Source organism: Kribbella sp. VKM Ac-2569 (genome assembly GCF_004216905.1).
In the GTDB taxonomy this organism is placed as follows: domain Bacteria; phylum Actinomycetota; class Actinomycetes; order Propionibacteriales; family Kribbellaceae; genus Kribbella.
Window position 1 is genome coordinate 515,345 of the sequence record NZ_SGXJ01000004.1, and the last position, 24,772, is coordinate 540,116.

Genomic DNA, 24,772 nt, shown 5'->3' on the forward strand with positions numbered 1-24,772 from the left:
CTCCCGCCATCCGGCCGTCCGGCGCGTTCACGCCGGCGCCGGGAGAAGATAGGCGGCATGGGATATCTGGATTTCAGCGATCAGGTTGTGGTGGTGACCGGGGCCAGTAGCGGGATCGGGGCCGCGGCGGCGGTCGGTTTCGCGGAGACTGGGGCGACTGTCGCGCTGCATTACCACCGGAACGAAGAGGGTGCGAAACACACCGTGGGTGCGGTGCAGACGGCCGGCGGTACGGCGTCCTTGCACCAGGCGGATCTGGCCGACTCGAAGGCTGCGGACGCGTTCGTCGACGAGGTGCTCGCGCAGCACGGGCGGATCGACGTACTCGTGAACAACGCCGGCGACCTGGTCAACCGGTCCGCGATCGCCGACGTACCGGACGAGGAGTTCCACCGGATCCTGGACGTCAACCTGACCTCGGTGTTCGCGCTCTCCCGGCGGATCGTGCCGGTGTTCCGGGCGCAGGGCGGCGGCTCGATCATCAACGTCACGTCGATCGCCGGGCGCACCGGCGGGGCCGGCGGGTCGGTGGTCTACGCGACGTCGAAGGGCGCGGTCAGCACGTTCACCCGCGGTCTCGCCAAGGAGCTGGCACCGGAAGGTATCCGGGTGAACGCGATCGCCCCCGGCGTGATCAAGACCCCGTTCCACGACCGCCACACCGGCGACGCCCAGATGCAGGCCATGCTCACCACCATCCCGATGGGCCGCACCGGCACCCCGCACGAGTGCGTAGGCACGATCCTCTTCCTCGCCTCCGACCGCATGTCGTCCTACGTCACCGGCCAGATCATCGAAATCAACGGCGGTCAGCTGACGCCCTGAAGACCGCGTTCCGGTCCAGCACCTCGCCAGTCGGCCAGTAACCACATTCATCCAGTACGGCGTGCAGCCGCGCGCTCGAATCGCTGCGCTTGTCCTCCACGAGCAAGGCGCGCGGCTGCAACCGCTTCAGCGTCCTGGTGGCGCCGGTGAGCGCAGCGATCTCGGATCCCTCGATGTCGAGCTTCACCACGTCCAGCCGGTCGAGCTCGTGCTCCCGCGCCCAGTCATCGAGGCGAACCACCGACACCTCCTGCACCACTTCGCCATCGCCGTAGAGCGACCGCACACCCGTGTCCGCCTCGTCGTACCGGCTGTCCGCCCGAAGCGTCGCCAGCGCCGGTCGCTCGCCCAACGCAGCCGGCACAACCTCCAGCGGTACGTCGTTACGCGCCGCACCGGCGCCCAACGCCGCCACCATGTCGGCGGCGGGCTCGAACGCGATCACCCGCCCGCCACCGAGCTCCTTCAACCGCTTCGCCGCGGTGAACGTATGTACTCCGATGTTCGCCCCCACGTCGAGCACGACATCCCCACGCCGCAGCTCGTTCAGGAGGAACCGCCGTACTGCGGGCTCGTAGCGGCCCGCGTAGTACAGAACGGCCTGCAGGTTGTCTCGGAGATCCAACTGCCACCGCAAACCCTGCCGCCGTACGTCGACTGTCGCCGCCCACCTCGGCGAGATCTTCACCAGACCCGGGTTCCGGTCCGCCAGCCGCGGCGAGACCCGCTGCGCAACGCGATGCACCCCGCCGTCAGTCACCCCCTCGAACCAGCCCACCACGCGCGCAGTACGACGAGCGGCACCGGCCCCGAGCACACGGTCAGCACCGTGCGCCAGGCCCCATGCCACCCGCCGTACAGCTCCGTCCCGGACGTCCACGCTCACCCGTTACCCAGGATCGCAATGCTCACGCGCCGCGGCTCACCTGGACAGGGTCCGGAAGCGATGCGCCGAGAGTGGCAGGAAGATTGCTGTCAGCAGCACAGGAGCTATGACAGCCGCGAGGCCGGCGTGGGTGCCGATCCAAGTGGCGGTGGCCGATGGGTCGGGGTTGCCGAACAGTGCGCGAGACGCCGTGGCGGTGGCGGACAGGGGGTTCCACTGGGCGACCGTGCCCAGCCAGTCCGGCATCGTCGACGTCGCGACGAACGCGCTGGACAGGAACCCCACCGGCCACACCAGCACCTGCACCATCGTCACGCTCTGCGCGTTCTTCACCGTGAGACCGATGAAGATCCCGACCCACAGCAACGCGAACCGCAGCAGCAACAGCAGCCCGAACGCGGCCACCGCCGACGGCAGCCCCTCGTGCCACCGCCAGCCGAGCGCCAGTCCGGTCGCGGCCAGTACGACGAGTGTCACCGTCGAGTCGAGCATGTCCGCGATACACCGCCCGAGGACCACCGCCGCCGAGCTCATCGGCAGCGACCGGAACCGGTCCGTCACTCCCTTCGAGACATCGGTCGTGACCGCGGTCATGGTTCCCTCCAGCCCGAAGAGCATCGACAGCGCGAAGATCCCGGGCACGAGCAGTTCGTAGTACGACGAACCGTCCGGGAACTCCATCGCCCCGCCGAGCAGCCCGCCGAACATCAGCAGCATCAGCACCGGGAAGAACCACGTGAACAGCACCAACCCCGGCTGCATCCGCCAGTGCATCAACGTCCGCCGCGCGATCGTCCAGCTGTCCGCGAGCGCCCATCCGAGGCCCGTCATGCCGCAGCCCCGGTCAGGTGCAGGAAGACCTCGTCCAGCGTCGGCCGACGCAATGTGAGGTCCTCCGGCTCGATCCTTGCCTCGTGCAACGAGTTCGCCATCGCCACCAGCGCCTTCGTCCGATCCTTCACCGGCACACTCACCCGTACGTCGTGCACCCGGATCTCCCCGTCCGCGAACGGTCCGGCCAGCTCCACGACACGCGGTACATCGGCCGGATCCGTGAGCACCAGATCCAGCCAGTCCGACCCCAGCTGCGTCTTCAACTCGTCCGGTGTCCCTTCCGCGACGACCTTCCCCTCCTTGAGCATCGAGATCCGGTTCGCCAGCTGATCCGCCTCCTCCAGGTACTGCGTCGTCAGCAACACCGTCGTACCGCCGTCGACCAGCTGCCGTACGGCGGACCACACCTCGATCCGCCCGGCCGGGTCGAGTCCCGTCGTCGGCTCGTCCACGAACAGCACCCGCGGCGCCACGATCAGACTCGCCGCGAGATCGAGCCGCCGCCGCATCCCGCCGGAGTACTTGCTCACCGCCTGACCAGCCGCCTCGGTCAGGCTGAACCGCTCCAGGAGCTCATCCGCCTTGTTCACTGCCTTGGCCCGCCCCAGATGGTTGAGCCGCCCGAACATCACCAGGTTCTGCCGCCCGGTGAGTATCTCGTCCACCGCGGCGTACTGCCCGACGAGGCCGATCCGCCGCCGCACCTCGCCACCCTGCTTTCGGACGTCGTGTCCTGCGATCGTCGCCGTACCGGAATCCATCTCCAGCAGCGTGGACAGGATCCGCACCGCTGTCGTCTTACCGGCGCCGTTCGGGCCGAGCAGGCCCGTCACCGTGCCGGCCGTGACCTCCAGGTCGAAGCCGTTCAGCCCCGCACCCTCCGTGCCGCCCTTGTAGTTCTTCCGTACGCCGGCGGCCTCGATCACTCGCTCCGTTGTCACGTCCCACCTCTCCGCATGATGCAGCCCGTTGAGCCGTAGAGTGTACCGTACATTGTACGGCTCAGGTACGATGCGTTCAACGACGAGCGGCAGAGGAAGGTTCCGGTGGCGGGAAGGAAGGCGGCGGCACCCGATCCGGCGCGCAGTCTGGCACTGCTCTGGGGGAGTCACACCAAACCCGGCCGCTCCGGCCTGACGGTGCGCGCGATCGTCGACGCGGCGATCGCGCTCGCGGACGTCTCCGGGCTCGAGGCGTTCTCGATGCGGACCGTCGCCGAGCGGCTGAAGGTCGGCACGATGTCGCTCTACACGCACGTCCCCGGCAAGGGCGAGCTGACCGACCTGATGTTCGACCAGGTGTACGGCGACCTATACGCGGACCCCGACGAGCCTTTGAATCAGCCCGGCGGCTGGCGCGGCGCACTCGAGTTCATCGCCCTCCGCAACTGGGAGGTGCTGACCGCGCACCCGTGGATTCACGAGGTCCCGACGATGCGAACCGCGCTCGGCCCGAACATCACGCGCAAGTACGAGACCGAGCTACGTCCCCTGGACGGCCTGGGCCTGACCGACGTCGAGATGGACTCGGCTCTGACCCTCGTCCTCACCCACGTCCAGGGCACCGCCCGGGCCGGCGCCGAACAACTCCGCACCCAACGCGACTCCGGTCTCTCGGACGAGGAGTGGTGGCGTCAGATCTCCCCGACGCTCACCACAGTCATGTCCGGCACCCACTTTCCCACCGCCGGCCGCGTAGGCACCTCAGTAGGCGAACACTTCCAGTCCGTCATAGACCCCGCCCACGTCCTGACCTTCGGCCTCACCACGATCCTCAACGGCCTCACCCCGTTGATCGAATCGCGATCAGCTGTTCAGTAGGTCCTCGAACGGGGTGGGGTTCTTGAACGGGTCGGCCTGCGTGGGGGTCTCGTTGTGGAGGGCTGCTACGAGTTCGGTGGCGGCTTGGGCGATGCGAGGGCGGAGGCCGGCGGCGTTCGGGCCCCAGTCGGTGGAGGCGGCGTACACGGCTGTCGCCACCGGGAGCGCCTTGAGGTAGGAGAACAGCGGCCGGAGGGCGAACTCCAGGACCAAGGAGTGGCGTTCGGTGCCGCCGGTTGCGGCGAGGAGGACTGGCTTGCCGGCCAGGGCCTGGTCGTCGAGTACGTCGAAGAACATCTTGAACAGGCCGGAGTACGACGCGCTGAACGTCGGACTGACCACGATCAGCGCGTCGGCGCCTGCCACGGTCTCGAGGACCTCGCGCAACGAGGCCGACGGGAAGCCGGTGAGCAGGTTGTTCGTGAGGTCGTGGGCGTGATCGCGGACCTCGATCAGCTCGATCCGCGCTCCGATCCCGCGTCCGGACAACTCGTCCCGGACCGCTTCCGCCAACTGGTCGGCGAGCAGCCGGGATGACGACGGCGTCGTCAGCCCGGCCGTCACCACTGCGATGACCTTCTCGTTCATTCGATCGTCTCCAGGTCGTGGGCGCGCTCGGCCGCGGCCTTCAGGGAAGCATGCGTCGGCGCGTCCGGAACGTGCGCCGGCTTCAGCGCGGCGAACTCCTTCCGCAGCACCGGAACGACCTCTTCGCCGAGGATGTCCAACTGCTCCAGCACCGTCTTGAGCGGCAACCCAGCGTGGTCCATCAGGAACAGCTGCCGCTGGTAGTCACCGAAGTGCTCCCGGAACGACAGCGTCCGCTCGATCACTTCCTGCGGGCTCCCGACCGTCAGCGGCGTCTCCCGGCTGAAGTCCTCCAGCGAAGGACCGTGCCCGTACACGGGCGCGTTGTCGAAGTACGGCCGGAACTCGCGCACCGCGTCCTGCGAGTTCTTCCGCATGAAGATCTGCCCGCCGAGCCCGACGATCGCCTGGTCCGCGGCGCCGTGCCCGTAGTGCTCGAAGCGCTGCCGGTAGAGCTCGATCATCCGCTTGGTGTGCGTGATCGGCCAGAAGATGTTGTTGTGGAAGAACCCGTCACCGTAGTACGCCGCCTGCTCGGCGATCTCGGGCGACCGGATCGAGCCGTGCCAGACGAACGGCGGTACGTCGTCGAGCGGCCGGGGCGTCGACGTGAAGCCCTGCAACGGCGTACGGAACTTGCCCTCCCAGTCGACGACCTCCTCGCGCCACAGCCGGCGGAGCAGCGCGTAGTTCTCGACGGCGAGCTGGATGCCGTTGCGGATGTCCTGCCCGAACCACGGGTACACCGGGCCGGTGTTACCGCGCCCCATCATGAGGTCCACCCGGCCGTCGGCCAGGTGCTGCAGCATCGCGTAGTCCTCGGCGATCTTCACCGGGTCATTGGTCGTGATCAGGGTCGTCGCGGTGGACAGGATGATCTTCGACGTCTGCGCGGCGATGAACCCGAGCTGGGTCGTCGGCGACGACGGCACGAACGGCGGGTTGTGGTGCTCGCCCTGCGCGAACACGTCCAGCCCGACCTCTTCGGCCTTCAGCGCGATCCGGACCATCGCCTTGATCCGCTCACCCTCGCTGACCGTGATCCCGGTCGTCGGGTCCTCGGTCACGTCCCCAACGCTGAACACCCCGAACTGCATCCGTCCTCCTCGGTAGGTAGTTCACTATTAAACTACTGATACCGAGGAGAACGCCAATCGTGAGTGAGTCATTCCGGGGGTCTGAGGTCCGCCCTCACACCGTGTGATGTTTCAGCAGCTCATCGTCGCCGGTCAGGGCGGCGGCGATGCGGCGGTGTTTGCCGGCCTCGTCGCGGCGGGAGAGCCGTTCGAGGGTGCGGGCCAGCATCAGGTGCGCGTAGTACTCGGTCGGCTCGCGGTCGATGACCTCAAGGAGATGCTCTTCGGCAGGCTTCAGCAGAGCTGCGTGGTAGTACGCCCGCGCCAGCAGCAGTCGGGTCCCGACGTCGTCGGGCGTCTCGTCGACCACCGGCTTGAGCGCCCGGATCGCACCTCGATAGTCCCGCTCCTCGAAGTACTGCTGTGCCAGTCCGTAGCTCAGTGCCCGCATGTCTTCCACAGGCCGCGCAACGCCGTACGCCGGAACCGTATTCCTGACGGATCAGGCGGCGTCGAGTACGGCGACCTGCTCGGCCGTGAGCTGCAAATCGACAGCGGTGTACGAGTCGCGGATGGTCTCGGGGCGGCTGGAGCCAGGGATCGGGATCACGTGCGGCGACTTCGCGAGCATCCACGCCAGCGTCAGCCGCTGCGGCGAGACGCCGAGCTCCGCGGCCAGCGTGTGGAAGGCCGGGTGCTTCGCGCCGAGGTCGCCGGCGCGCGAGATGCCGCCGAGCGGCGACCAGGGCAGGAAGGCGATGCCGAGAGAGTCGCACAGCTCGAGCTCCGGCTCGCTGGACCGGAACGCCGGCGAGAACTGGTTCTGCACCGAGACGAGCCGGCCGCCGAGAATCTCCTGAGCCTGCTTGATCTGCGCGGGGTTCGCGTTCGAGATGCCGGCCATCCGGATCTTGCCGGCGTCGAGCAGGTCGCGGATCGCACCGACCGAGTCCTCGTACGGCGTCTTCGGGTCGGGCCGGTGGAACTGGTACAGCCCGATCGCCTCGACACCGAGCCGCTTCAGCGACGCCTCGGCCGCCTCCGCGAGGTACTTCGGGGACCCGTTCAGCGTCCAGCTCCCGTCGCCGGGCCGGAGGTGGCCGCCCTTCGTCGCCACCAGGACGTCCGAGGTGTCACCGCCGTACGACGCCAGCGCCCTGGCGATCAGGCTCTCGTTGTGGCCGTCGTCGGTCGCGGTCAGGTGGTACGCGTCGGCGGTGTCGATCAGCGTGATCCCCGCGTCCAGCGCGGCGTGGATGGTCGCGATCGAGCGGGCCTCGTCGGGCCGGCCCTCGATCGACATCGGCATCCCGCCGAGCCCGATCGCGGACACGTCGACGTCACCGATCCTGCGGGTCTTGTTCGTGTCAGCTGCCATAGGTCCAACCTCCCGCGCGCGGACTGCGAAATCCAACAGGAATCTCCGCAGGGATTCAGCACCACGAGTGGTCAATGTAGTCAAGGGCTTACAAATCGCAGAGTTGTTACGTAAGAATATGGCGGAACTCGCCCGAGGAACGGAGCCGCCAGTGCCGTCCCGTCGTACCTTTCTCCAGCTCACCGGCCTGAGCGCGGCCTCGGTCACGCTCGGCATCGCCGCGCCGACCGCGGCCGACGCCACCCCGGCCCGCCCGATCCCGGACGGCGCGTTCGCCCTCGGCGTCGCGTCCGGCGACCCGCGACCCGACGGCTTCGTGCTGTGGACCCGGCTCGCCCCCACCCCGCTCGCCGTCGACGGCCACGGTGGCATGCCGGCCGGCGAGGTGCCGGTGCAGTGGGAGGTGGCCGAGGACAGTCGCTTCCGGAACGTCGTACGGCGGGGGCTCGCGATCGCCTCGCCCGACCTGGCGCACGCCGTCCACCCGGAGGTGCGTGGTCTCCGGCCGGGCCGCGAGTACTTCTACCGCTTCCGCGTCGGAACCCAGGTCAGTCCTGTCGGTCGCACCAAGACCCTGCCGACGTACGGCGAGCAGTTCACCTTCGCGACCGCGTCCTGTCAGGCGTGGTACCACGGCTACTTCGCCGCGCATCGCGACATCGCCCGGCGCGCTCCCGACGCGGTGTTCTTCCTCGGCGACTACATCTACGAGTACGGGATCGTTGCCGGTGACAACCTTTGGCGCGCGGGCGTCACGGTCGGGCCGGAGCACGGCGTCGAGATCGAGACGCTGGAGCAGTACCGCCTGCGCTACAGCCTCTTCAAGACCGACCCCGACCTCCAGGCGGCGCACGCGGTCGCGCCCTGGTTCCTGGTCTGGGACGACCATGAGGTGCAGAACAACTACGGCGCCGCCAACTCGCTGTACGGCGTACCGCCCGAGCTCTTCGTCCATCGCCGAGCCGTCGCGTACCGCGCGTACTACGAGAACGCCCCGCTCGCCCTCGGCAGCCTCCCGCAGGGTCCGGACGGCCGTATCTACCGCCGGTACGACATCGGCTCACTGGCCAGAGTCCACCTCCTCGACACCCGCCAGTACCGCGACCCGCTGCCCGTCGACGAGGCCGACCGTGTCTCGGAGCAGCGCACGATCATGGGCGCCGAGCAGGAAGCCTGGCTGTACGACGGACTTCGCGGCTCCCGCGCGCCGTGGAACATCGTCGCGGGCGGCGTCGTACTCAGCGCCGTCACCGACGACCGCACCGAGCAATGGGACGGCTATCCGGCCAACCGCCGCCGCGTCCTCGAGGCGATGGGCGGTGCCGGGACGTCGGTGATGCTCACCGGCGACATCCACCGCCACGTCGCGTCGGAGCTCAAACTCGACTTCGCCGACCCCGCCTCGCGGACCGTCGGGGTCGAGCTGGTCTGCTCGTCCGTGGGCTCGAACGGCGACGGCACCGACACCGACGCGTACGCGAAGGACTGGCTGCAGCACCCGTACATGAAGCTCTACAACGCCCGTCGCGGTTACGTGCACAGCACGATGACCCGTTCCGAGCTGACCACCGAGTTCGTGAACTTCCCGTACATCCAGGCCGACACGAACGCCCAGCCGAACGTCGTCGCCCGCTTCCGCACGCCCGTCGCCGATCCCCGCCTGGAGGCACTGTGATGCGTCGACCACCAGCAATCACCGGCCTGCACGGCGCCGGCGGCATCAGAATCGTGACGCTCGACTGGAAGCCCGTCTCGTGGGCGACCGTCGTCGACCACTACGCCGTGTACGCCGACGGGACCCTGATCGGCAAGACCGTCTACCCGCACTTCGTGCACCGCGGCCTCGACTTCACCGGCGTCACGCGGTCCTACTCGGTCGTCACAGTCGATGCCGCAGGCAACCGATCCGCACAGTCGGCGGCGGCAGCGGTCGCGAACCTGACGTCCGTCACAATCTCCGGTACGCCGATCGCGACCGTCGGCACGTTCGACGGCAAGGGCTCCGAACTCGCCCTCTCGCCCAAGGGCTACGCCGAATACCCGACCCGCTTCCCGTCGGACGTCGACTACACGTTCGGTACGTCGACGCCGTCAGCGGACTGGTCCTACCTGCTGCCCGGTCCCGGCGACAAGTGGGCCGGTACGAAGAACCACCGCGCCACGTTCCGCTTCGACCTCCCCGCCGTACCCGAGCAGGATCTCGACCTCGCGCTCTGGTTGATCGACAGCCACGCCAGCCTCGCGGCCTCGGCGCTCCTGACGATCAACGGCACCGAGGCCGGCCGCCTCACCTTCGCGAACGGCGCCACCAAAGGTTCGACCATTGCCGACAGCACCTACCCGGGATCGCCCCTCAAACCGTCGTACCTGGAGCTGCCGTTGCCGAAGGCCCTCTTCCGGTCGGGACAGAACGTCCTGGAAATCTTCAAGGACCAAGGTTCCTGGATCGCCTACGACGCCCTGGGCGTGTTCGCCCGACGCTGAGGCTCAGCCGGGCAGGTCGAGGCGTTGGGTGCCGACCACGGACAGCAGCTTGAGCGCTTCCTCCGACGGGGAGCCCGGAGTCGCGGTGTAGATGATCACCTGCTGGTCGCAGTCCGGGATCGCGAGCGCGTCACAGTTCACCGTCACCAATCCGACCACCGGATGCTGGAACGACTTGCACAGCGTCGGCTCGGCCGCGATGTCCCGGGCCTCCCACAGCTCGGCGAACGCCGTACTCCCGGCCAGCAGGTCGGCGATCAGTTCCCGGATCTCCGGGTCGTCGGGGTACCGGGCCGCGGTCGCGCGCAGCTGGTTGACCGAGCTCCGGGCGAAGCGGCGGCCGTCCACCACGGAGTACACGTGCTGGTCGCCATCGAGGAACGCCCGCCGGATCAAGTTCCGGTCGCGGCGGGAGCGGACCGAGAAATCCTCCATCAGCGCGGTCGCCAGGTGGTTCCAGGCGATCACCTCGTAGGAGGCCGACAGGACGATCGCGGCCGCGTTCGGCAGCCGGTCGAGGAGGTCGAGAATACTCTGCCGCACCTCCCGCGGCGGTCCGGTCGGCCGCACCGGCGGCACACCCGCCAGGTGGTGCAGATAGTTGCGCTCGGCATCGGTCATCCGGAGGGCCCGGGACAGCCCCGCCAGCACCTCGCTCGACGGGTGCGGTGCGCGAGCCTGCTCGAGCCGGGTGTAGTACTCGGTCGAGATGTACGCCAGCTGCGCGACCTCCTCGCGGCGCAGACCCGGCGTACGGCGTCGTCGCCCGGCGGGCAGGCCGACGTCCGACGGGGCCACCCGCTCCCGTCGGCTGCGCAGGAATGCCGCCAGTTCCGCCTTGTCCACGTCATCCAGTCTGCCTCGCTGCGCCGAGTTAACCAGGTACTACCGATGCCTGGTTACCGATGCGCGCAGCGCCAAAGCTCGAAGACATGGACAAACTGCTCGAGAACAAGGTCGTCTTCATCACCGGTGCGGGTCGCGGGATCGGCGCCGCCGCCGCGCGGCTCTTCGCCGCCGAGGGCGCTCAGCTGATGCTCACCGCCCGCACCGAATCCGAACTCGCCGCCGTCGCGAAGGAGGTCGACGCGCAGTACGTCGTCTGCGACCTGGCCGATCCCGACTCCGTCCGCGCCGCGGTCGACCGAACCGTGGCGGAGTACGGACGTCTCGACGCCGCCTTCAACAACGGCGCGATCGGCCAGCCGCCCGGTCCGATGGACGGACTCAGCCAGGAAGCCTTCGAACAGGTGTACGCCGTGAACCTGCGAGGCCCGTGGTCCGCGATCGTGGCCGAGGTCGCCGCGATTCGGGCCACCGCCGGGCACGGCAGCATCGTCAACACGTCGAGTGTCGGCAGCTTCGCCGGCAACCCGGCGCTCCCGGCGTACGGCGCGATGAAACGGGCGCTGAACAGCCTGACCGAGTCCGCCGCGATCACCTACGGCCCCGAGAACATCAGGGTGAACGCGATCGCACCCGGTACGACGCTGACCGAAATGCTGCAGGACTGGGACCAGGCGACGCCCGGTGTGATCGACGGCCTCGTCGCGCGGACGCCCCTCGGCCGCGGCGCACAGCCCGTCGAGGTCGCCGAGGCCGCCGCCTGGCTGCTCAGCGACCGGGCGTCGTACGTGACCGGTGCTGTGCTGCGGGTGGACGGCGGCCTCGGCGTCTGATGATGCTTTTCAGGCGGAGTGGACGTGCGGGCGGCGGTCTTCGACGACGTACGTCGCCCGCGTGCTGATCGTGGCGCCCGGTGTGTCGACGTACGGCACGACCCGGAAGTCGTTACGCCACTGGTGCTGGTCGATCGTGACGCGCGAGTAGCCGCGCTGGGAGTTGAAGAACTTCAGGTGCGGGTTCGCGGCCAGGAACTGCTGCCCCTGGTCCGTGGTGTCGGCGCCGTTGCCGCCGCTGGTGATCGACGTACCGACGAACTCGGTGCCGACCGTCGCCGAGTCCGGGTTCGCGAAGTCGCGCTTCAGTTCGAGCGCGTAGTTCTGGTGCCGGTCGCCGGTGATCACCACCAGGTTGCGGACGCCGCTGTCCTGCGCGGCCGCGAGTACCTTGTTGCGCTCGGCAACGTAACCGTCCCACGGGTCCAGCCAGACGTGCGTCTCCGGGCCCGGCGTCCAGTCGGTCTGGCCCATCGGGGTCTGGTTGCCGATCACCTGCCAGCGCGCCTTCGACCGGCGGAACCCGTCCAGCAGCCAGGCGCGCTGCTTGCCGCCGAGCATCGTGTTGTCCGGGTCGAACCGGTCGTCGCAGGTGGACGAGTCGCCGTCGCCGCACGGCTGGTCGCTGCGGTACTGGCGGGTGTCGAGGATCGTGAAGTCCGCGAGCCGGCCGTACGGGAGCCGGCGGTGGTAGCGGATGTCCGGCCCGGACGGCATCTGCTCGTGCCGCACCGGCAGGTTCTCGTACATCGCCTGGAACGCCTGTGCGCGGCGGGCGCGGAACACGGCCGGGTCCTGGTCCGGCTCGGTGTCGAGCTGGGAGAGGTCGCCGGCCCAGTTGTTCTCCACCTCGTGGTCGTCGAACGTGTGGATCCACGGGTGCGCGGCGTGCGCGGCCTGCAGCGGGGCCTCGGTCTTGTACAGCGAGTACTGCAGCCGGTACCGCGCGAGGTCGAACGTCTCGGTGTGGAACCGCGGGTCGGTGGTCACGCCGCGCTTGTTCGTCTTCACGCCGGACTCGTACAGGTAGTCGCCGAGGTGCACGACCAGGTCGAGGTCCTCGTTCGCCATGTGGTCGTACGCCGTGAAGTACCCGTCCTGCCAGGCGTTGCAGGACGCGAACGCGAACCGCAGTTCGCGCGGGTTCGCCAGCGGGTGCGGAGCGGTCCGGGTCCGGCCGGTCGGCGAGACCTCCTGACCGGCGCGGAAGCGGTAGTAGTACACGTGGTCCGGCAACAGGCCACGGACCTCGGGGTGGACGCTGTGCCCGAGTTCGGGGGTTGCGACGACGCTGGAGCGCCGTACGACATGGCGGAAGTTCTCGTCGTACGCGACCTCGTACTCGACCCGGACCGGGCGCGCGGGCATGCCGCCCTTCCCGTCGACGGCGTACGGATCGGTGGCGAGACGGGTCCACAGCACAACCCCGTCGTACTGCGGATCGCCCGAGGCGACCCCGAGCGTGAACGGGTTGCCGGTGCCGGACGGGGACGCGTACGTGGTCGAGGCGTCCCAGGCCCCGGTGCCGAGCAGTACGGCGGCAGCGCCCGCACCCCCGTACCCGAGGAAGCGACGGCGGGACACGGACATGGTTCCTCCAGATGACGGGCGGTCGGAGAGCGCTGTCAGTGTTCAGTCGGCGGGTGGCGGTGGCTTGACGCGGAGGTTAACGACTCAGTTCGGTAAATTAACGAGCGTGAGCGGTAGGAGCCGGGGCTTCGCTAGGCTGGGCGGAATTGCCGACTACACGGGGAGCTGACCTATGCCGTACGAACCGTGCCGCTACGCGCGCCGGTGGCCGGACCTTTTCGACCAACTCGACGACGAGCAGAAGCAGCGGGTCAGTGACGCGCTGGCGAACAACCGCCTGGAGGGCTGGGAGCCCGGCCGGGACGACGTCGCCGATCTGATCGATCGCGAACTGGGCCGGATCGACACCGCGGAGTACATCCGCCGGACGCTGTCGAAGGTGACCGGCGGCGGGCCGGAGTGACCGAGGAGGTCTCGCCGGAGGAAGCCGCGGAGGCCGCCGAGAGGAAGCAGCGCTGGGACGCCTACCTCTGGGAGCCAGGCAGCTGTCTGAAGAACAAGCTCGACATCAAGAACCCGATCGAGCTGCACTTCGCCGAGTACAGTCTGCGGGCCGTCCGGCAGGGCGAGATGGACCGCGGTGAGGTCGACATCCCGCGCACGTACGACAAGGCGCACCTGCAGGCGATCCACAAACACATGTTCCAGGACGTGTACGACTGGGCCGGGAAGTTCCGGGACGTGAACATGTCCAAGCAGGGCAACCCGTTCGTGCCGCCCGAGCGCCTGGACAAGTGGACCGAGAAGGTCAGCAACAAGGTCAACGAGAAGGACTGGTCGACGATGTCGCGCGAGGAGTTCGTGCAGAGCATCGCCGAGGTGTACAGCTACCAGAACCTCACTCACCCGTTCCGGGAAGGCAACGGTGCGACCGCCAAGCAGTTCATCAGCCACGTGTCCGAGATGTCGCCGTACCGCCTCGACTTCGACCGCGTCGAGCGGGACGAGTGGAACGCGGCGTCGAGTGCGTCGTACCCGGCGGACCTGGAGAAGAGCACGGACCCGGACCCGCGCAAGATGTATGCCGTCTTCGACAAGCTGACCGTCGAACGCGGCTCGGTGCTGCGCGCCGACCCGGAACTCGCGGCCGCCCTCCAACTCCAGAATTCGACGTACGCCGGAATCGACAAGTCCGAGCAGATCGACGTCGACGACAAACGCCCAGGCACCCGTGCCGTCGAGCTGGAAGCCGAGGCGGAGGCCGAGCACCAGACCTGACCGGTGCAGGATAGGCCGTATGCAGACCGACGAACGGATTCGCCGTGCCCGGCCGGAAGACGTCCCGGCGATCGTGGAACTGGTGTACGCGCTCGCGGAGTACGAACGTGCTCTCGAGGAGTGCCACCTGACCGCGGACCAGCTGCAGACGGCCCTGTTCGGAGACAACCCCGCGGTCTTCTGCCACGTCGCCGAACACGAGGGCCAGGTGGCCGGCTGCGCGATCTGGTTCCTGAGCTTCTCCACCTGGCGCGGCGTCCACGGCATCTACCTCGAAGACCTCTTCGTCCGCCCCGAAACCCGCGGCACCGGCCTCGGCAAAGCCCTCCTCACCGCCCTCGCCCAGGAATGCGTCCGCAACAACTACGAACGCCTCGAATGGTCCGTCCTCAACTGGAACACCCCCGCCATCAACTTCTACAAGTCCCTGGGCGCCAAACCCCAAGACGAATGGACCATCTACCGCCTAACCGCCCAACCCCTCAAAAACCTGGGTTCCTAAGGAACCGCTCTCGCAACTCGACCGGCAACCGTCCCTTGTCGACAAACGGCCGCGTCGCAAGCCAGACCGACTCGACCGCGGCATGGAACGGGTCCTCGTTGAAGGTGGCGGTGACCACCGTCTCGGTGTTCTCGAAGGGGTCGCGCTCGTCGAACCACCCGTGCACCTGGATGCCAAGCAGGGCGATTGTCGGGACCGGCTCCGTCCCCGGTTCGACCGGTGGCGGCGGCCCGTTGAGGGTCTCGAGCCAGCCCGCACCATGGTCCATGCGGTCCAGAACTCCGGCGATCTGCTCGTTGCCGCCGTACCCGGCCTCCTCGCACGCGCGCCGCGCCGCCCACCGCGCAATCGCACGCAGGGTCTGCGGGTCGGTTTGCTCGAGCGCATCCACCAACGCCCGGTCCAGCGCCGACAACTCCCGGGCGTATGGCGCGCCCTGCATCCGCTCACTCGGCGAGGCTCCGCCCCAAGCCGCCGCGTGCTCTGCGAGCCGCTGCTCCTCGGCCTGCCGCGCCCTCTCCTGCTTCATCTCGGCGAACTGGGCCGGTTTCGGCTGCTCGCGGGCGAACTTGTGCCTGTACGCCGCCTGCTTGCTGGTCTCCTTCACCACCCGATCCGGCGCAGGCCGCGCCGGCCAGAACTGCAGTAGATACCGGTCGACCAGCGGTTCGTCGTCCATCGGCGGCCCCGCCTGATGGCCAGCGTCCATGTTCCAGGCGGAGTACCGAACGCGATATTCCACTCCCGGCTCCAGCTCCAGCGGCCACGATCCACCGCTTCCTCCCCAGGTGACCAACGCCGCGTCACCGATAGGCCAGTACGCCGCTTCCACGACGTCCTCCGCGCTGTACTCGACCGAAGGCATCCTGTCGTGCACCTCGACCGTAAAGCCGACCTTCCCCGTGTGCAGCCCAGTCATCAGAAACAACTTCCCCGCCACCGCCGCCCCGCACAACCCGTTCCGCTGCCCGGCGAAACATTCGTGCATGTCGGCGTAGTCCTCCGCACTCTCCACATAGATCTGCGAGTACGCAACCCACGCCGGTCCCGTCATAACTGTCCGCATGATGCTCCCCCAGGTCCTACGACTGGGTCCTTTCAATCACATTCCACCGAACAGCGCTAGACACCGGCGCAGCCATCGATTGGATCCGGAACGGCGGGGGTTGGGGAGTCCTACCCACCCAGATCGGGCAGTTACTCGCCCCACTCCGGAGACGCGAGCCGAACCCACCACTCCTAGGGGCGGCGGTTCTTGGCGGTGTACATGGCTTGGTCGGCCTCGTGGAGGAGGGTGTCGAGGTCTGTCGTGGTGGGGGTGATGGGGACGGTGCCGACGCTGGTGGTTACTTCGACGGCGATGTTGGGGAGGGGTCGGCTGACGGCGGTTTCGAGGCGGGTTATGAGGGTGGTGAGGTCGTCGCCGGTGATGTCTTCGGCCAGTACGGCGAACTCGTCGCCACCTAGCCGCGCAACGGTGTCGCCGTGGCGGACCGCCGTACTGAGGCGGGTCGCGATCTCGCGGAGTGCGCGGTCGCCGGCCTCGTGGCCGTAGCCGTCGTTGACGAGTTTGAAGTGGTTGAGGTCGCAGAACAGCAGGGCCCCGGGGCGGCCGGTGGCGCGAGTCTGCTCGAGGACTTTGGTGAAGCGGTGCTGCAGGAGGCGGCGGTTCGGTAGGCCGGTGAGCGGATCGTGCGCGGCGTGGTGGCGGAGTTCGCGTTCGGCGTCCTTGCGGGCGGTCACGTCGTCGATCTGGACGAGGAGGATCCGCGGCAGCCCGGCGCCTTGCGTGACGAGCGCCGCCGTACCGGCAAGCCAGATCGCGTTCCCGCTCGGCTGCGTGAACACCCGCTCGAACCGGTAAGTACCGTTGCTAGCAGCAACCTCTTCCAAGTCGACCCGGGTCTGGTCCGGCTCCTCGTCGCGCAGGAAGGTCACCAGCCGCGTCCCGAGCAGCTGGTCCGGGGTGTAGCCGGTGATCCGGCAGAACGCGTCGTTCACCCGCAGGATCCGGCCCAGCTCCGGCCCGTCGAACGCGACCGTCGCCATCCCGTTCCCGGCGCCCTCGAAGACGAGCCGGAACGTCGCCTCGCTCGCCTCCAGCCGGGTCTTCTCGGCCAGCAGCCGATCGGTCAGCCGCGCCTTGTCGATCGCCAGCCCGGCCTGTGTCGCGAAGATCTCCAGCAGCTCCCGATGGATCGGACCCGGCCGGCGCTGGTCCTCGGGCAGGTCGACCGACAGCATCCCGACCAGGTCGCCGTCCGACGAGTACAGCGGCGCGAAGAGTGCGTCCAGCGGATGCCAGGCGTCCGGCGCGTCGGATACCGGTACGTCGGGCACCCAGCCGGTCACCTCGCCCTCCGGGAGCCGTTCGTGCGGTACGAACCGGAGCTTGCCCCACGCGTCCGCGATCGCGAACTCGGCGTCGAACAGGTCCGCCGCGCTCACCTTCCCGAGGAGCGCCGCCCGGGCCTCCGGCGACCCGGCGACGGCGATCACCTCGAACTTCCCGTCCGGGTGCCGCAGATTCAGTACGGCGATGCCGAAACCGAGCCCGTTCACGACGCCGTCGACGACCGCTTGCAGCGTCTCGGCAAGGCTGCGCCCGGCGCCCATCCGCGCACTCACTTCGTACAGGCGACGGACGGCAGACAGCCGGACCGCGGGCTCGTTCTGCACCCGTTGAGGATAGGCCGATTTCACGAGGCGTGAGCAGTCGTATCCACAGCTGACCCGGTTAAGCGTTTGTTGTCACAGGATTCAGTACCGGAGTTCGGTCAGTCCGCGGTAGCTGCGCTCGGCCGAGTGCCAGGCGTCCGTGGGCTTGTCGTGCTCGACCAGGTACTGCTCCACGCCACCCGACTCGGCGTGCGCGAACATCGCGCCGAAGTCGAGTTTCCCGGCTCCGACGTCCTCCCAGGACCCGTCCTCGGCCATGTCCTTGACGTGCAGCGCCGGGAACCGGCCCGGGTGCTCCTGGAACAGCTTCGCCGGGTCGTGCCCGCCGTCGACCGCCCAGTACAGGTCCAGCTCGAACCCGAGCAGCTCCGGGTCCACGTCCAGCAGGATGTCGTACAGCACCTGCCCGTCGACCTCGTCGAAGTCCCGGCCGTGATTGTGGAACAGCAGCTTCAGCCCGGCGTCCTGCGCCACCTTCCCGGCCTCGGTGAACGCGGCCGCGGCGGTCTTGAAGCCCTCGACCGAGTGCAGTTCGGAAGGAATCGACGGTACGACGGCCCACTGCGCCCCGAGCGTCTGTACGTCGGCCAGCGCGCCGGCCCAGTCGTCGCTCATCCGCGCGTATCCGACATGCTCCAGCACGATCGACAGCCCGGCGTCGTCCGCGAACCCACGGATCTCCGCCGCGCTGTGGTCGAACCGCCCACTCACGCCCACTGTGCGATACCCGATCCCGGCCAGCCGCTTCAGCGTCCCCGAATAGTCCTCGGCCAGCACGTCTCGCATCGTGTAGAGGTGCATCCCGATTCCGTCGGCAGGAATGGTCCGGTCAGTCATACAAACAGCTCCTTGTCAGAGAACGTGTTCCTGATACCTCGCCAGCGCCAGGTCGAAAACCTCCTGCCCCGGCGCGTCCCACAGTTGCTGGTTGAAGATCTCGACCTCGATCGGCCCGTCGTACCCGGCCGCGTCGCAGGCCTCGCGCAGCCGGCGCAGCTCGATCGAACCGTCGCCCATCAGGCCGCGCCCGAGCAGCGTGTCCTCGGGCAGCGGGACCACCCAGTCGCTGACCTGGTACGACACGATCCGCTCGCCGGCCCGCTCGATCTGCCGGTACACGTCCGCGTCCCACCACAGGTGGTACGCGTCCACGATCACGCCGACCTGCGACGCCGGGAACTGCTCCGCCAGGTCGAGCGCACCGCCCAGCGACGACACCACGCACCGGTCCGAGCAGAACATCGGGTGCAGCGCCTCGACCGCCAGCGTGACGCCGCGTTCTTCGGCGTACGGCGCCAGCTCGGCGAGCCCGTCGCGCACCATGCCGCGGGCACCGTCGAGGTCACGTGACCCGGCCGGGAGTCCGCCGCTGACCAGCACGAGGACCGACGTACCGACCGTCGCGGCCTCGTCGATCGCGCGCCGGTTGTCCTCGATCTTCGTCTTCCGTTCAGCCGGGTCGGTCGACGTGAAGAAGCCGCTGCGGCACAAGGAGGAGACCTTCAGACCCGCGTCCGCGACCAGACGAGCCGCCTTGTCGACGCCGTACTCCTGGATCGGCTCGCGCCACAGCCCGATCCACTCCAGACCGGCCTTCGCGCTCGCCCCGACGACGTCCTCGAGCGGCCAGTACTTCGTGGTCGCCTGGTTGAGGCTGTACCTGTTCACGCGTCGATCCCGCTCACGCGCAACAGCTGCCGGAACCGGTCGACGGCCAGCTCGGGATTCGTCAGTACGCCGGCCTGGTCCGCGAGCCGGAACGTGTCCGCGAGATGCGGCAGCGACCGTCCGGTCTGCAGGCCACCGACCATCGTGAACCCGGGCTGGAACCCGTTCAGCCAGGCCAGGAAGGCGATGCCGGTCTTGTAGTAGTACGTCGGCGCGGAGAAGATCTGGCGGGCCAGCGGGACCGTCGGCGCGAACACCTTCTCGTACGTCGCCAGGTCACCGTCGTCCAGCGCCTTGAGAGCAGCCGCTGCTGCCGGAGCGATCGCGGCGAAGATCCCGAGGAGCGCGTCGCTGTGCCGCTCACCGTCGCCGTGGATCAGTTCGGGGTAGTTGAAGTCGTCCCCGGTGTAGAGCCGGACGCCCTGGGGGAGGCGGTTGCGCAGGGCAACTTCATTCGAGGCGTCGAGGAGCGAGATCTTGATGCCGTCGACCTTTGACACGTTGTCGTTGATCAGCTCGACGACGGTGTCCGCGGCCGCGTCCACCGAGGTGCTTCCCCAGTAGCCTTCGAGCGCGGGGTCGAACATCGAGCCCAGCCAGTGCAGGATGACCGGTCGGGTCGACTGCGTGAGCAGGCGGTCATACACCTTCCGATAGTCGTCGGGGGACTCCGCCGCGGCGCACAACGCCCGGCTGGCCATCATGATCGGCTGCGCGCCAACCTCCTCGGCGACAGCGAGCTGCTCCTCGTAGGCGGCGACGACCGCGTCGAGGGGATGGGTGCCGCCGATGACGAGTTGGTCTGTGCCCACGCCGACCGCGATGCGGCCGTCGGGGGCTTCTGCGGCTGAGCGGCGGATCAGTTCCTGCGTCGCGGGCCAGTCGAGCCCCATCCCGCGTTGCGCGGTGTCCATCGCCTCCGCGACCGACAGCCCGAGCGACCACAGGTGCCGCCGGAACTCCAGCGTGTGCTCCCAGTCGATCACCGCGGGCGCGCCTGGCGAGTTGTCACCCAAGGGGTCGGCGACAACATGCGCCGCGGCGAACGCCAGCCGACTCGAAGCCGGTGAATAGGTGCCCTGAGCAACCGGCTGACCAACGAGACGATACGTCTCCAGTCCGTCGGCAGCAGGAAGATCGATCTCCATCAGTTGGCCTTCAGGCTCAGCTCGGGGACCTCGAGCTTGCGGCCCTCGTGCCAGGACTTGAGGCCGAGCTCGGCCAGTTGGACGCCCTTCGCGGCCTCGACGAAGTCCCAGGTGCACGGGGCGTCGTCGACCACGTGCCGCAGGAACATCTCCCACTGGACCTTGAACCCGTTGTCCATCGGCTCGTTGTCCGGCACCGTCGCCCACTGGTCGCGGAACTTCTCGGTGACCGGGAGATCCGGGTTCCACACCGGCTTCGGCGTCGCGGACCGGTGCTGGGCGCGGCAGTTCCGCAGGCCGGCGACCGCCGACCCCTCGGTCCCGTCGACGTGGAACTCGACCAGCTCGTCGCGGAACACCCGCGTGGCCCAGGACGAGTTCAGCTGCGCGACGATCCCGCCCTCGAGCTCGAACACGCCGTACGCCGCATCGTCTGCAGTGGCGGCGTAGTTGTCACCGTTCTCGTCGACCCGGGTCGGGATGTGCGTCGCGCCCTGGCAGTACACGGACCTGACCTCGCCGAACAGCTGGTCGAGCACGTACCGCCAGTGGCAGAACATGTCCAGGATGATGCCGCCGCCCTCTTCGGACTTGTAGTTCCAGGACGGCCGCTGCGCCTCCTGCCAGTCGCCCTCGAAGACCCAGTAGCCGAACTCGCCGCGGACCGAGAGGATCCGGCCGAAGAACCCGCCGTCGACCAGCCGCTTCAGCTTCCGCAGGCCCGGCAGCGACAGCTTGTCCATCACCACGCCGTTCTTCAGGCCGGAGTCGAGGACCAGCTTGGCCAGGTCGACGGCCGCGTCCAGGCTCTCGGCGATCGGCTTCTCGCAGTAGATCGCCTTGCCGGCCTCGACCGCGGCCCGGACGCCCTTCTCGCGCAGCTGGGTGAGCTGGGAGTCGAAGTAGATCTCCACGTCCGGCGCGGCCAGTGCCTCGGCCAGGTCGGTGGTGTACCGCTCCAGGCCGTACTGCTCGGCGATCCGGCGCAGCTTCAGCTCGTTGCGGCCCACCAGGATCGGCTCGGGGATGATCATCGTGCCGTCGGCAGCGGGGATTCCGCCCTGCTGCCGGATCGCCACGATGGAGCGCTCGAGGTGCTGGCGCAGGCCCATCCGGCCGGTGACGCCGTTCATCACGATGCCGATGCGTCGCTCGTTCACAGTCTTGCCTCTCGCGCTTGAGTGTCATAAACGTCGAGTCGTCCACACATGCCGTGCCGGCCGAACTCGGTGGGGGTGGGGAGTTGGTGGACCTCGGCGGACTGCAGATGCGGTGCGGTGCCGGCCTCCAGCGCGTCCAGCGCGGCGCCGGTCTCGTCCGCGAGCCGGCGGGCGCCCTCTTCCCAGCGCTTCCGCCAGTCCGCGAGCTGCGGCTGCACGAGCTGGATCGCCGCCGCGAAGAAGTCGTCCAGCGCCGCGGGTCCTTCCGCTTCGTACCGTTCCCGCAGTACGGCGTACCCCTGCAGCGCGAGGTCGCGCCGGGCCATCGCGGACGTCGTACGGTCCTCGCCCTCGCCGGTGAGGGTGGTTGCGCGCAGGTAGGCCTCGCGGTCGGTGAGGTGCTCGGGCGGCAAGGTCAGGACGGCGTCGCCGGCCTCGGGGAGTCCGGAGTTGGACATCAGCGTGAGGATCTGCAGAGCGCCGCCGTTGACCAGCCGGTGGATCGTGCCCGGGTCGAACCAGACCACGGTGCCGGCTTGTAGCGGCGTCTCGCTGTAACCCTTCGTGTTCAGGGTCTGTACGGCGCCGGTGCCGGCGACCACGTAGTACCCCTCGGAGCAGGCCAGGTGCACATGCGGAGTACCGCCGACCAGGCCGTCGGGAGCCTCGACGTCGTACACCGTCAGCTTCGAGATGCCGATACCGCCCGGCAGCGCCACGGCCGGTCCGGGCTCGAACTCACACATGTACGCCTCCCTCCGAGCCTTGGAAAGGGCTTTCCGCAGCTTGTGACCGTAACCATAGGTGGGCGAAAACCTCCCGTCAACCTGTAACGGAAAGCGATCTCCAACACCCCGGTGGAACGGCTGTGAGGTTGGCTACGTCGTAGCCCGTCAACAAGACATACGCCCTCCGGCCACGGTGCCGGACTCTTGCGGAGGTGGTCATGGCCCAAAGGATCAGTAGACGGCAGGCTCTGTTGCTCGGGGGTGGTGCGCTGGCCGGCGCGGCTACGCTCGGTTCGGTGGCCGCGGCCCAATCGGCATCAGCGGCCCGGCCGGCGGAAGCAGCGTCGGGAGCTGCGGCGGGGACGGGATGGTTCCGGCTGCCGGTCATCACGGCCAACATCGGACGCAAGCACCTCGACGCTCGGGAGGCGGCGATCCGGGCGGTCCGTGGTGGCGACCCGGGCAACCGGCCGTTCGTCGGCTGGCAGGAGATCGGTGAGGGCGACTCGGGTGAGGTGCCGATGATCACGCGGTACTTCGGGGGCAAGTACCGGAACGCGTTCCTGCGCGACCCCAAGTCCTTCCGGGTCCCGATCTCGGTCCCGGAGCCGTGGAAGATCGTGAACTCGAAGCAGACGTTCGTCCACGGCGGTATCGCCAACGTGACTCCGCCGCGCTTCATCAACGAGGTGGTCGTCGAGCACACCGCGCACCCGGGCCTGAAGTTCGCCCTGATCAACTCGCACTACATCGCGGGCGCCTACAACGGCGACAACAACCCGAACCTCCGCGACGAGTGGGAGCTGCACAAGAAGCTCCACCGCGAGCGCGTGATGGCCCACCACAACAACGGTCACCTGGTGATCTGGACCGCGGACACCAACAATCCCGGCTACGACCAGGCGACCGGCCAGGAGGCCGAGCACAAGGTGTTTGCCCACGGCATCGACCGGATCAACTGGCTGCCCGGCGACGGTACGGTTCGTCTCGATCTCGTCGGGACCAAGGCGATCCCGATGAGCGTCGACGGCCATGACGCCCGGCTGGCTGTGTTCCGGATCAAGCTGGCCTGACGCGCACCGAGGCGACCGCCTGGGCCCACTCGGCTCGACGCCGGCCACGATCGCCGGCGTCGGGACCGGGCTCGAACGTCCGGAAGGACCGCTTACCGGCCCAGCCGGTCGTCTCACCGAGCGTGGTCCACGCCAGCTCGGCCACCCCCAAAGCAGAAATCTCCGGTACGTCGGCAGCCTCGACCGGGTGTCCGAGCAGATCCGCCTGCGTCTGCATGAGCAGGCCGGAAACCGTCGCGCCGCCGTCCGCGCGGAGACTGCTGAGCGTGCCGGGAATGGTGTCCGTCATGTCGCAGATCTGGTGAGCGACCGCGTCAACCGCCGCCCGCGCGATGTGCGCCCGCGTGGTCGAGCTGCTCATCCCGGTCAACGCCGCCCGCGCTTCACGATCCCAGTGCGGCGCCCCGAGCCCCGCGAAGGCCGGCACCAGTACGACGCCCTCGGTCGAGGGGACTGTCGCCGCGAGTGCCGTCAATGCGCCAACATCTGGCAGTCCGAGGAGATCGGCCGTCCAGGCGAGCGCGGCCCCGGACGACACGATGTTCCCTTCCAGCGCGTACATCGGCCGATCGGTGAGCCAGGCGAGCGTGCACCCGCTCGGCACGAAGCCTGCGACCGGCGTCATCACCGACGAGCCGGTCCCGTACGTCGCCTTCGCCATCCCCGCTTGCGTGCAGCCCTGCCCGTACATCGCCGCATGTGAGTCCGCCAGCACAGCCACGATCGGGATCCCGTCGGCCAGCCCTGGTACGCCGTTCGTGACTCCGAAGCCGGCGTTCGACGGCCGTACGTCGGGGAGCGCTGGGCGGGGCACGTTGAATGCTTCGAGCAATTCCGTTGACCAGTCGAGCTCGACCGTGTCGTAGAGCAAGGTCCGGGAGGCGTTCCCGGCCTCGGTCAGGTGCTCCTGGCAACCAGTCAGCCGATGGATCAGCCAGGCGTCGACGGTGCCGACGTACGCGTCGGACCGGTCGAGGAGCCAGCGCATCTTGGGGGCGGAGAACATCGCGTCCACGCGCAGTCCGGTTCGTCGGCGGACCAGGTCGTCGACGGTCGAGGGGAGTTGAGCGCACCACTCGGCGGTCCGTACGTCCTGCCAGCCGAGAACGGGTCCGACTGGTTCGCCCGACCGGGTCCAGCCCACGACGGACTCCCGTTGGGTGGAAAGCGCCAGCCCCACGACGTCGACCGCGGTGGACGACGAAGTGCAGGCGGCGATTGCGGTGAGGACGCTCTGCCAGAGATCGCTCGCGTCCTGTTCGACCCAGCCCGGGCGTGGCGTGGACAAGCCGACCGGGGCGGAGGCGGTGGCGAGGACGTGGCCGGCGGCGGTGACCAAGGCGGCTTTGGAGTTGGTCGTGCCCTGGTCGACCGCGAGTACCGCCTGGACCATCGCCCCTCCAAGTTTCAACTGAGCTCTTGACGTGACTCTAGCC

Annotated in this window: 26 protein-coding genes; 9 read left to right on the forward strand and 17 right to left on the reverse strand. The window is 68.5% G+C overall.

All coding sequences use genetic code 11. The features are described 5' to 3' along the window. Window positions 1–57: 57 nt before the first annotated feature. A complete protein-coding gene (locus EV649_RS29080; RefSeq protein WP_130386791.1) occupies window positions 58–825 on the forward strand; it encodes an SDR family NAD(P)-dependent oxidoreductase in 768 nt (255 codons plus the stop codon). Here the strand turns inward: EV649_RS29080 and EV649_RS29085 are convergent. Genes EV649_RS29085 through EV649_RS29095 form a run of 3 tightly spaced genes read right to left on the reverse strand, consistent with a single transcriptional unit; the run spans window position 800 to window position 3,486 of the window. Next, complete coding sequence (locus EV649_RS29085; protein WP_241998785.1) at window positions 800–1,711, reverse strand: FkbM family methyltransferase; 912 nt, start codon at window positions 1,709–1,711, stop codon at window positions 800–802. The two genes, EV649_RS29080 and EV649_RS29085, sit on opposite strands and share 26 nt — an antisense overlap. A 36-nt stretch (window positions 1,712–1,747) precedes the next feature. Next, window positions 1,748–2,542, reverse strand: coding sequence for an ABC transporter permease (locus EV649_RS29090; protein WP_130386792.1), 795 nt, complete (start codon window positions 2,540–2,542; stop codon window positions 1,748–1,750). Next, the gene (locus tag EV649_RS29095; protein ID WP_198682751.1) at window positions 2,539–3,486 is read right to left on the reverse strand and encodes an ATP-binding cassette domain-containing protein; all 948 of its coding nucleotides are present in this window, start codon (window positions 3,484–3,486) and stop codon (window positions 2,539–2,541) included. The genes EV649_RS29090 and EV649_RS29095 overlap by 4 nt, the downstream gene beginning before the upstream one ends. 105 nt (window positions 3,487–3,591) lie before the next feature. On the opposite strand from EV649_RS29095, the gene EV649_RS29100 reads away from it, so the two are divergent. Beyond that, window positions 3,592–4,365: a TetR/AcrR family transcriptional regulator gene (locus EV649_RS29100; RefSeq protein WP_130386793.1), complete on the forward strand. Its 774-nt coding sequence runs from the start codon at window positions 3,592–3,594 to the stop codon at window positions 4,363–4,365. Here EV649_RS29100 and EV649_RS29105 read toward each other — a convergent pair. The 4 genes from EV649_RS29105 to EV649_RS29120 form a co-directional block, all read right to left on the reverse strand. Next, complete coding sequence (locus EV649_RS29105) at window positions 4,351–4,953, reverse strand: FMN reductase (RefSeq protein ID WP_130386794.1); 603 nt, start codon at window positions 4,951–4,953, stop codon at window positions 4,351–4,353. The two genes, EV649_RS29100 and EV649_RS29105, sit on opposite strands and share 15 nt — an antisense overlap. Continuing rightward, window positions 4,950–6,050 (reverse strand): LLM class flavin-dependent oxidoreductase, encoded by a 1,101-nt coding sequence (locus EV649_RS29110; protein ID WP_130386795.1) that lies wholly within the window; start codon window positions 6,048–6,050, stop codon window positions 4,950–4,952. The genes EV649_RS29105 and EV649_RS29110 overlap by 4 nt, the downstream gene beginning before the upstream one ends. A gap of 94 nt (window positions 6,051–6,144) precedes the next feature. Then, complete coding sequence (locus EV649_RS29115) at window positions 6,145–6,480, reverse strand: tetratricopeptide repeat protein (RefSeq protein ID WP_130386796.1); 336 nt, start codon at window positions 6,478–6,480, stop codon at window positions 6,145–6,147. A 51-nt stretch (window positions 6,481–6,531) separates the two neighbouring features. Next, window positions 6,532–7,407: an aldo/keto reductase gene (locus EV649_RS29120; RefSeq protein ID WP_130386797.1), complete on the reverse strand. Its 876-nt coding sequence runs from the start codon at window positions 7,405–7,407 to the stop codon at window positions 6,532–6,534. A 151-nt stretch (window positions 7,408–7,558) separates the two neighbouring features. Here EV649_RS29120 and EV649_RS29125 point away from each other — a divergent pair, with 151 nt between their 5' ends. Together EV649_RS29125 and EV649_RS29130 are read left to right on the forward strand one after the other, a co-directional pair. Next, the gene (locus EV649_RS29125; RefSeq protein ID WP_241998788.1) at window positions 7,559–9,082 is read left to right on the forward strand and encodes an alkaline phosphatase D family protein; all 1,524 of its coding nucleotides are present in this window, start codon (window positions 7,559–7,561) and stop codon (window positions 9,080–9,082) included. Then, window positions 9,082–9,891 carry a polysaccharide lyase family protein gene (locus EV649_RS29130; RefSeq protein ID WP_130386799.1) on the forward strand — a complete coding sequence of 270 codons (810 nt, stop codon included), beginning with the start codon at window positions 9,082–9,084 and terminating at the stop codon, window positions 9,889–9,891. Before EV649_RS29125 ends, EV649_RS29130 begins: the two co-directional genes overlap by 1 nt. Before the next feature lie 3 nt (window positions 9,892–9,894). On the opposite strand, the gene EV649_RS29135 is transcribed toward EV649_RS29130, so the two are convergent. Then, window positions 9,895–10,737: a helix-turn-helix transcriptional regulator gene (locus EV649_RS29135; RefSeq protein WP_130386800.1), complete on the reverse strand. Its 843-nt coding sequence runs from the start codon at window positions 10,735–10,737 to the stop codon at window positions 9,895–9,897. An 86-nt stretch (window positions 10,738–10,823) separates the two neighbouring features. Here EV649_RS29135 and EV649_RS29140 point away from each other — a divergent pair, with 86 nt between their 5' ends. Beyond that, window positions 10,824–11,570, forward strand: a complete 747-nt coding sequence (locus EV649_RS29140) for an SDR family oxidoreductase (protein WP_198682752.1) — start codon at window positions 10,824–10,826, stop codon at window positions 11,568–11,570. Between the two features lie 9 nt (window positions 11,571–11,579). Here EV649_RS29140 and EV649_RS29145 read toward each other — a convergent pair whose 3' ends face one another. Next, a complete protein-coding gene (locus EV649_RS29145) occupies window positions 11,580–13,160 on the reverse strand; it encodes an alkaline phosphatase D family protein (protein WP_130386802.1) in 1,581 nt (526 codons plus the stop codon). 172 nt (window positions 13,161–13,332) lie between these two features. Here EV649_RS29145 and EV649_RS29150 point away from each other — a divergent pair, with 172 nt between their 5' ends. From EV649_RS29150 to EV649_RS29160, 3 genes are read left to right on the forward strand one after another with little or no spacing between them, the layout of a single operon-like run. Then, on the forward strand, window positions 13,333–13,563 hold the full coding sequence (locus tag EV649_RS29150) for an antitoxin VbhA family protein (RefSeq protein WP_130386803.1): 231 nt from the start codon (window positions 13,333–13,335) through the stop codon (window positions 13,561–13,563). After that, the gene (locus tag EV649_RS29155) at window positions 13,560–14,378 is read left to right on the forward strand and encodes a Fic family protein (RefSeq protein ID WP_130386804.1); all 819 of its coding nucleotides are present in this window, start codon (window positions 13,560–13,562) and stop codon (window positions 14,376–14,378) included. The genes EV649_RS29150 and EV649_RS29155 overlap by 4 nt, the downstream gene beginning before the upstream one ends. Window positions 14,379–14,397: 19 nt before the next feature. Further along, on the forward strand, window positions 14,398–14,880 hold the full coding sequence (locus tag EV649_RS29160) for a GNAT family N-acetyltransferase (RefSeq protein ID WP_130386805.1): 483 nt from the start codon (window positions 14,398–14,400) through the stop codon (window positions 14,878–14,880). Here the strand turns inward: EV649_RS29160 and EV649_RS41275 are convergent. From EV649_RS41275 to EV649_RS29195, 7 genes are all read right to left on the reverse strand, one after another. Continuing rightward, the gene (locus EV649_RS41275) at window positions 14,861–15,946 is read right to left on the reverse strand and encodes a hypothetical protein (protein ID WP_198682753.1); all 1,086 of its coding nucleotides are present in this window, start codon (window positions 15,944–15,946) and stop codon (window positions 14,861–14,863) included. The two genes, EV649_RS29160 and EV649_RS41275, sit on opposite strands and share 20 nt — an antisense overlap. A gap of 173 nt (window positions 15,947–16,119) precedes the next feature. Then, window positions 16,120–17,559, reverse strand: a complete 1,440-nt coding sequence (locus EV649_RS29170) for a diguanylate cyclase (RefSeq protein ID WP_130386806.1) — start codon at window positions 17,557–17,559, stop codon at window positions 16,120–16,122. Between the two features lie 81 nt (window positions 17,560–17,640). Beyond that, window positions 17,641–18,396, reverse strand: a complete 756-nt coding sequence (locus EV649_RS29175; protein ID WP_130386807.1) for a sugar phosphate isomerase/epimerase — start codon at window positions 18,394–18,396, stop codon at window positions 17,641–17,643. 15 nt (window positions 18,397–18,411) lie between these two features. Next, the gene (locus EV649_RS29180) at window positions 18,412–19,227 is read right to left on the reverse strand and encodes a sugar phosphate isomerase/epimerase (protein ID WP_130386808.1); all 816 of its coding nucleotides are present in this window, start codon (window positions 19,225–19,227) and stop codon (window positions 18,412–18,414) included. Then, on the reverse strand, window positions 19,224–20,375 hold the full coding sequence (locus tag EV649_RS29185; protein ID WP_130386809.1) for a dihydrodipicolinate synthase family protein: 1,152 nt from the start codon (window positions 20,373–20,375) through the stop codon (window positions 19,224–19,226). The genes EV649_RS29180 and EV649_RS29185 overlap by 4 nt, the downstream gene beginning before the upstream one ends. Next, the gene (locus EV649_RS29190) at window positions 20,375–21,535 is read right to left on the reverse strand and encodes a Gfo/Idh/MocA family oxidoreductase (RefSeq protein ID WP_130386810.1); all 1,161 of its coding nucleotides are present in this window, start codon (window positions 21,533–21,535) and stop codon (window positions 20,375–20,377) included. The genes EV649_RS29185 and EV649_RS29190 overlap by 1 nt, the downstream gene beginning before the upstream one ends. Continuing rightward, window positions 21,532–22,281 (reverse strand): cupin domain-containing protein, encoded by a 750-nt coding sequence (locus tag EV649_RS29195; protein ID WP_130386811.1) that lies wholly within the window; start codon window positions 22,279–22,281, stop codon window positions 21,532–21,534. The genes EV649_RS29190 and EV649_RS29195 overlap by 4 nt, the downstream gene beginning before the upstream one ends. 200 nt (window positions 22,282–22,481) lie before the next feature. On the opposite strand from EV649_RS29195, the gene EV649_RS29200 reads away from it, so the two are divergent. Beyond that, a complete protein-coding gene (locus EV649_RS29200) occupies window positions 22,482–23,336 on the forward strand; it encodes a hypothetical protein (RefSeq protein ID WP_130386812.1) in 855 nt (284 codons plus the stop codon). On the opposite strand, the gene EV649_RS29205 is transcribed toward EV649_RS29200, so the two are convergent. After that, window positions 23,323–24,729 carry an FGGY family carbohydrate kinase gene (locus tag EV649_RS29205; protein WP_130386813.1) on the reverse strand — a complete coding sequence of 469 codons (1,407 nt, stop codon included), beginning with the start codon at window positions 24,727–24,729 and terminating at the stop codon, window positions 23,323–23,325. The two genes, EV649_RS29200 and EV649_RS29205, sit on opposite strands and share 14 nt — an antisense overlap. Between the last annotated feature and the right edge of the window lie 43 nt (window positions 24,730–24,772).

Excerpts from the sequence above, each read along its gene's own strand:
- EV649_RS29080 (WP_130386791.1), top strand. The coding sequence starts at position 58 with ATGGGATATCTGGATTTCAGCGATCAGGTTGTGGTGGTGACCGGGGCC.
- EV649_RS29090 (WP_130386792.1), bottom strand. The coding sequence starts at position 2,542 with ATGACGGGCCTCGGATGGGCGCTCGCGGACAGCTGGACGATCGCGCGG.
- EV649_RS29105 (WP_130386794.1), bottom strand. The coding sequence starts at position 4,953 with ATGAACGAGAAGGTCATCGCAGTGGTGACGGCCGGGCTGACGACGCCG.
- EV649_RS29110 (WP_130386795.1), bottom strand. The coding sequence starts at position 6,050 with ATGCAGTTCGGGGTGTTCAGCGTTGGGGACGTGACCGAGGACCCGACG.
- EV649_RS29115 (WP_130386796.1), bottom strand. The coding sequence starts at position 6,480 with ATGCGGGCACTGAGCTACGGACTGGCACAGCAGTACTTCGAGGAGCGG.
- EV649_RS29120 (WP_130386797.1), bottom strand. The coding sequence starts at position 7,407 with ATGGCAGCTGACACGAACAAGACCCGCAGGATCGGTGACGTCGACGTG.
- EV649_RS29130 (WP_130386799.1), top strand. The coding sequence starts at position 9,082 with ATGCGTCGACCACCAGCAATCACCGGCCTGCACGGCGCCGGCGGCATC.
- EV649_RS29140 (WP_198682752.1), top strand. The coding sequence starts at position 10,824 with ATGGACAAACTGCTCGAGAACAAGGTCGTCTTCATCACCGGTGCGGGT.
- EV649_RS29145 (WP_130386802.1), bottom strand. The coding sequence starts at position 13,160 with ATGTCCGTGTCCCGCCGTCGCTTCCTCGGGTACGGGGGTGCGGGCGCT.
- EV649_RS29150 (WP_130386803.1), top strand. The coding sequence starts at position 13,333 with ATGCCGTACGAACCGTGCCGCTACGCGCGCCGGTGGCCGGACCTTTTC.
- EV649_RS29160 (WP_130386805.1), top strand. The coding sequence starts at position 14,398 with ATGCAGACCGACGAACGGATTCGCCGTGCCCGGCCGGAAGACGTCCCG.
- EV649_RS41275 (WP_198682753.1), bottom strand. The coding sequence starts at position 15,946 with ATGCGGACAGTTATGACGGGACCGGCGTGGGTTGCGTACTCGCAGATC.
- EV649_RS29175 (WP_130386807.1), bottom strand. The coding sequence starts at position 18,396 with ATGACTGACCGGACCATTCCTGCCGACGGAATCGGGATGCACCTCTAC.
- EV649_RS29185 (WP_130386809.1), bottom strand. The coding sequence starts at position 20,375 with ATGGAGATCGATCTTCCTGCTGCCGACGGACTGGAGACGTATCGTCTC.
- EV649_RS29195 (WP_130386811.1), bottom strand. The coding sequence starts at position 22,281 with ATGTGTGAGTTCGAGCCCGGACCGGCCGTGGCGCTGCCGGGCGGTATC.
- EV649_RS29200 (WP_130386812.1), top strand. The coding sequence starts at position 22,482 with ATGGCCCAAAGGATCAGTAGACGGCAGGCTCTGTTGCTCGGGGGTGGT.
- EV649_RS29205 (WP_130386813.1), bottom strand. The coding sequence starts at position 24,729 with ATGGTCCAGGCGGTACTCGCGGTCGACCAGGGCACGACCAACTCCAAA.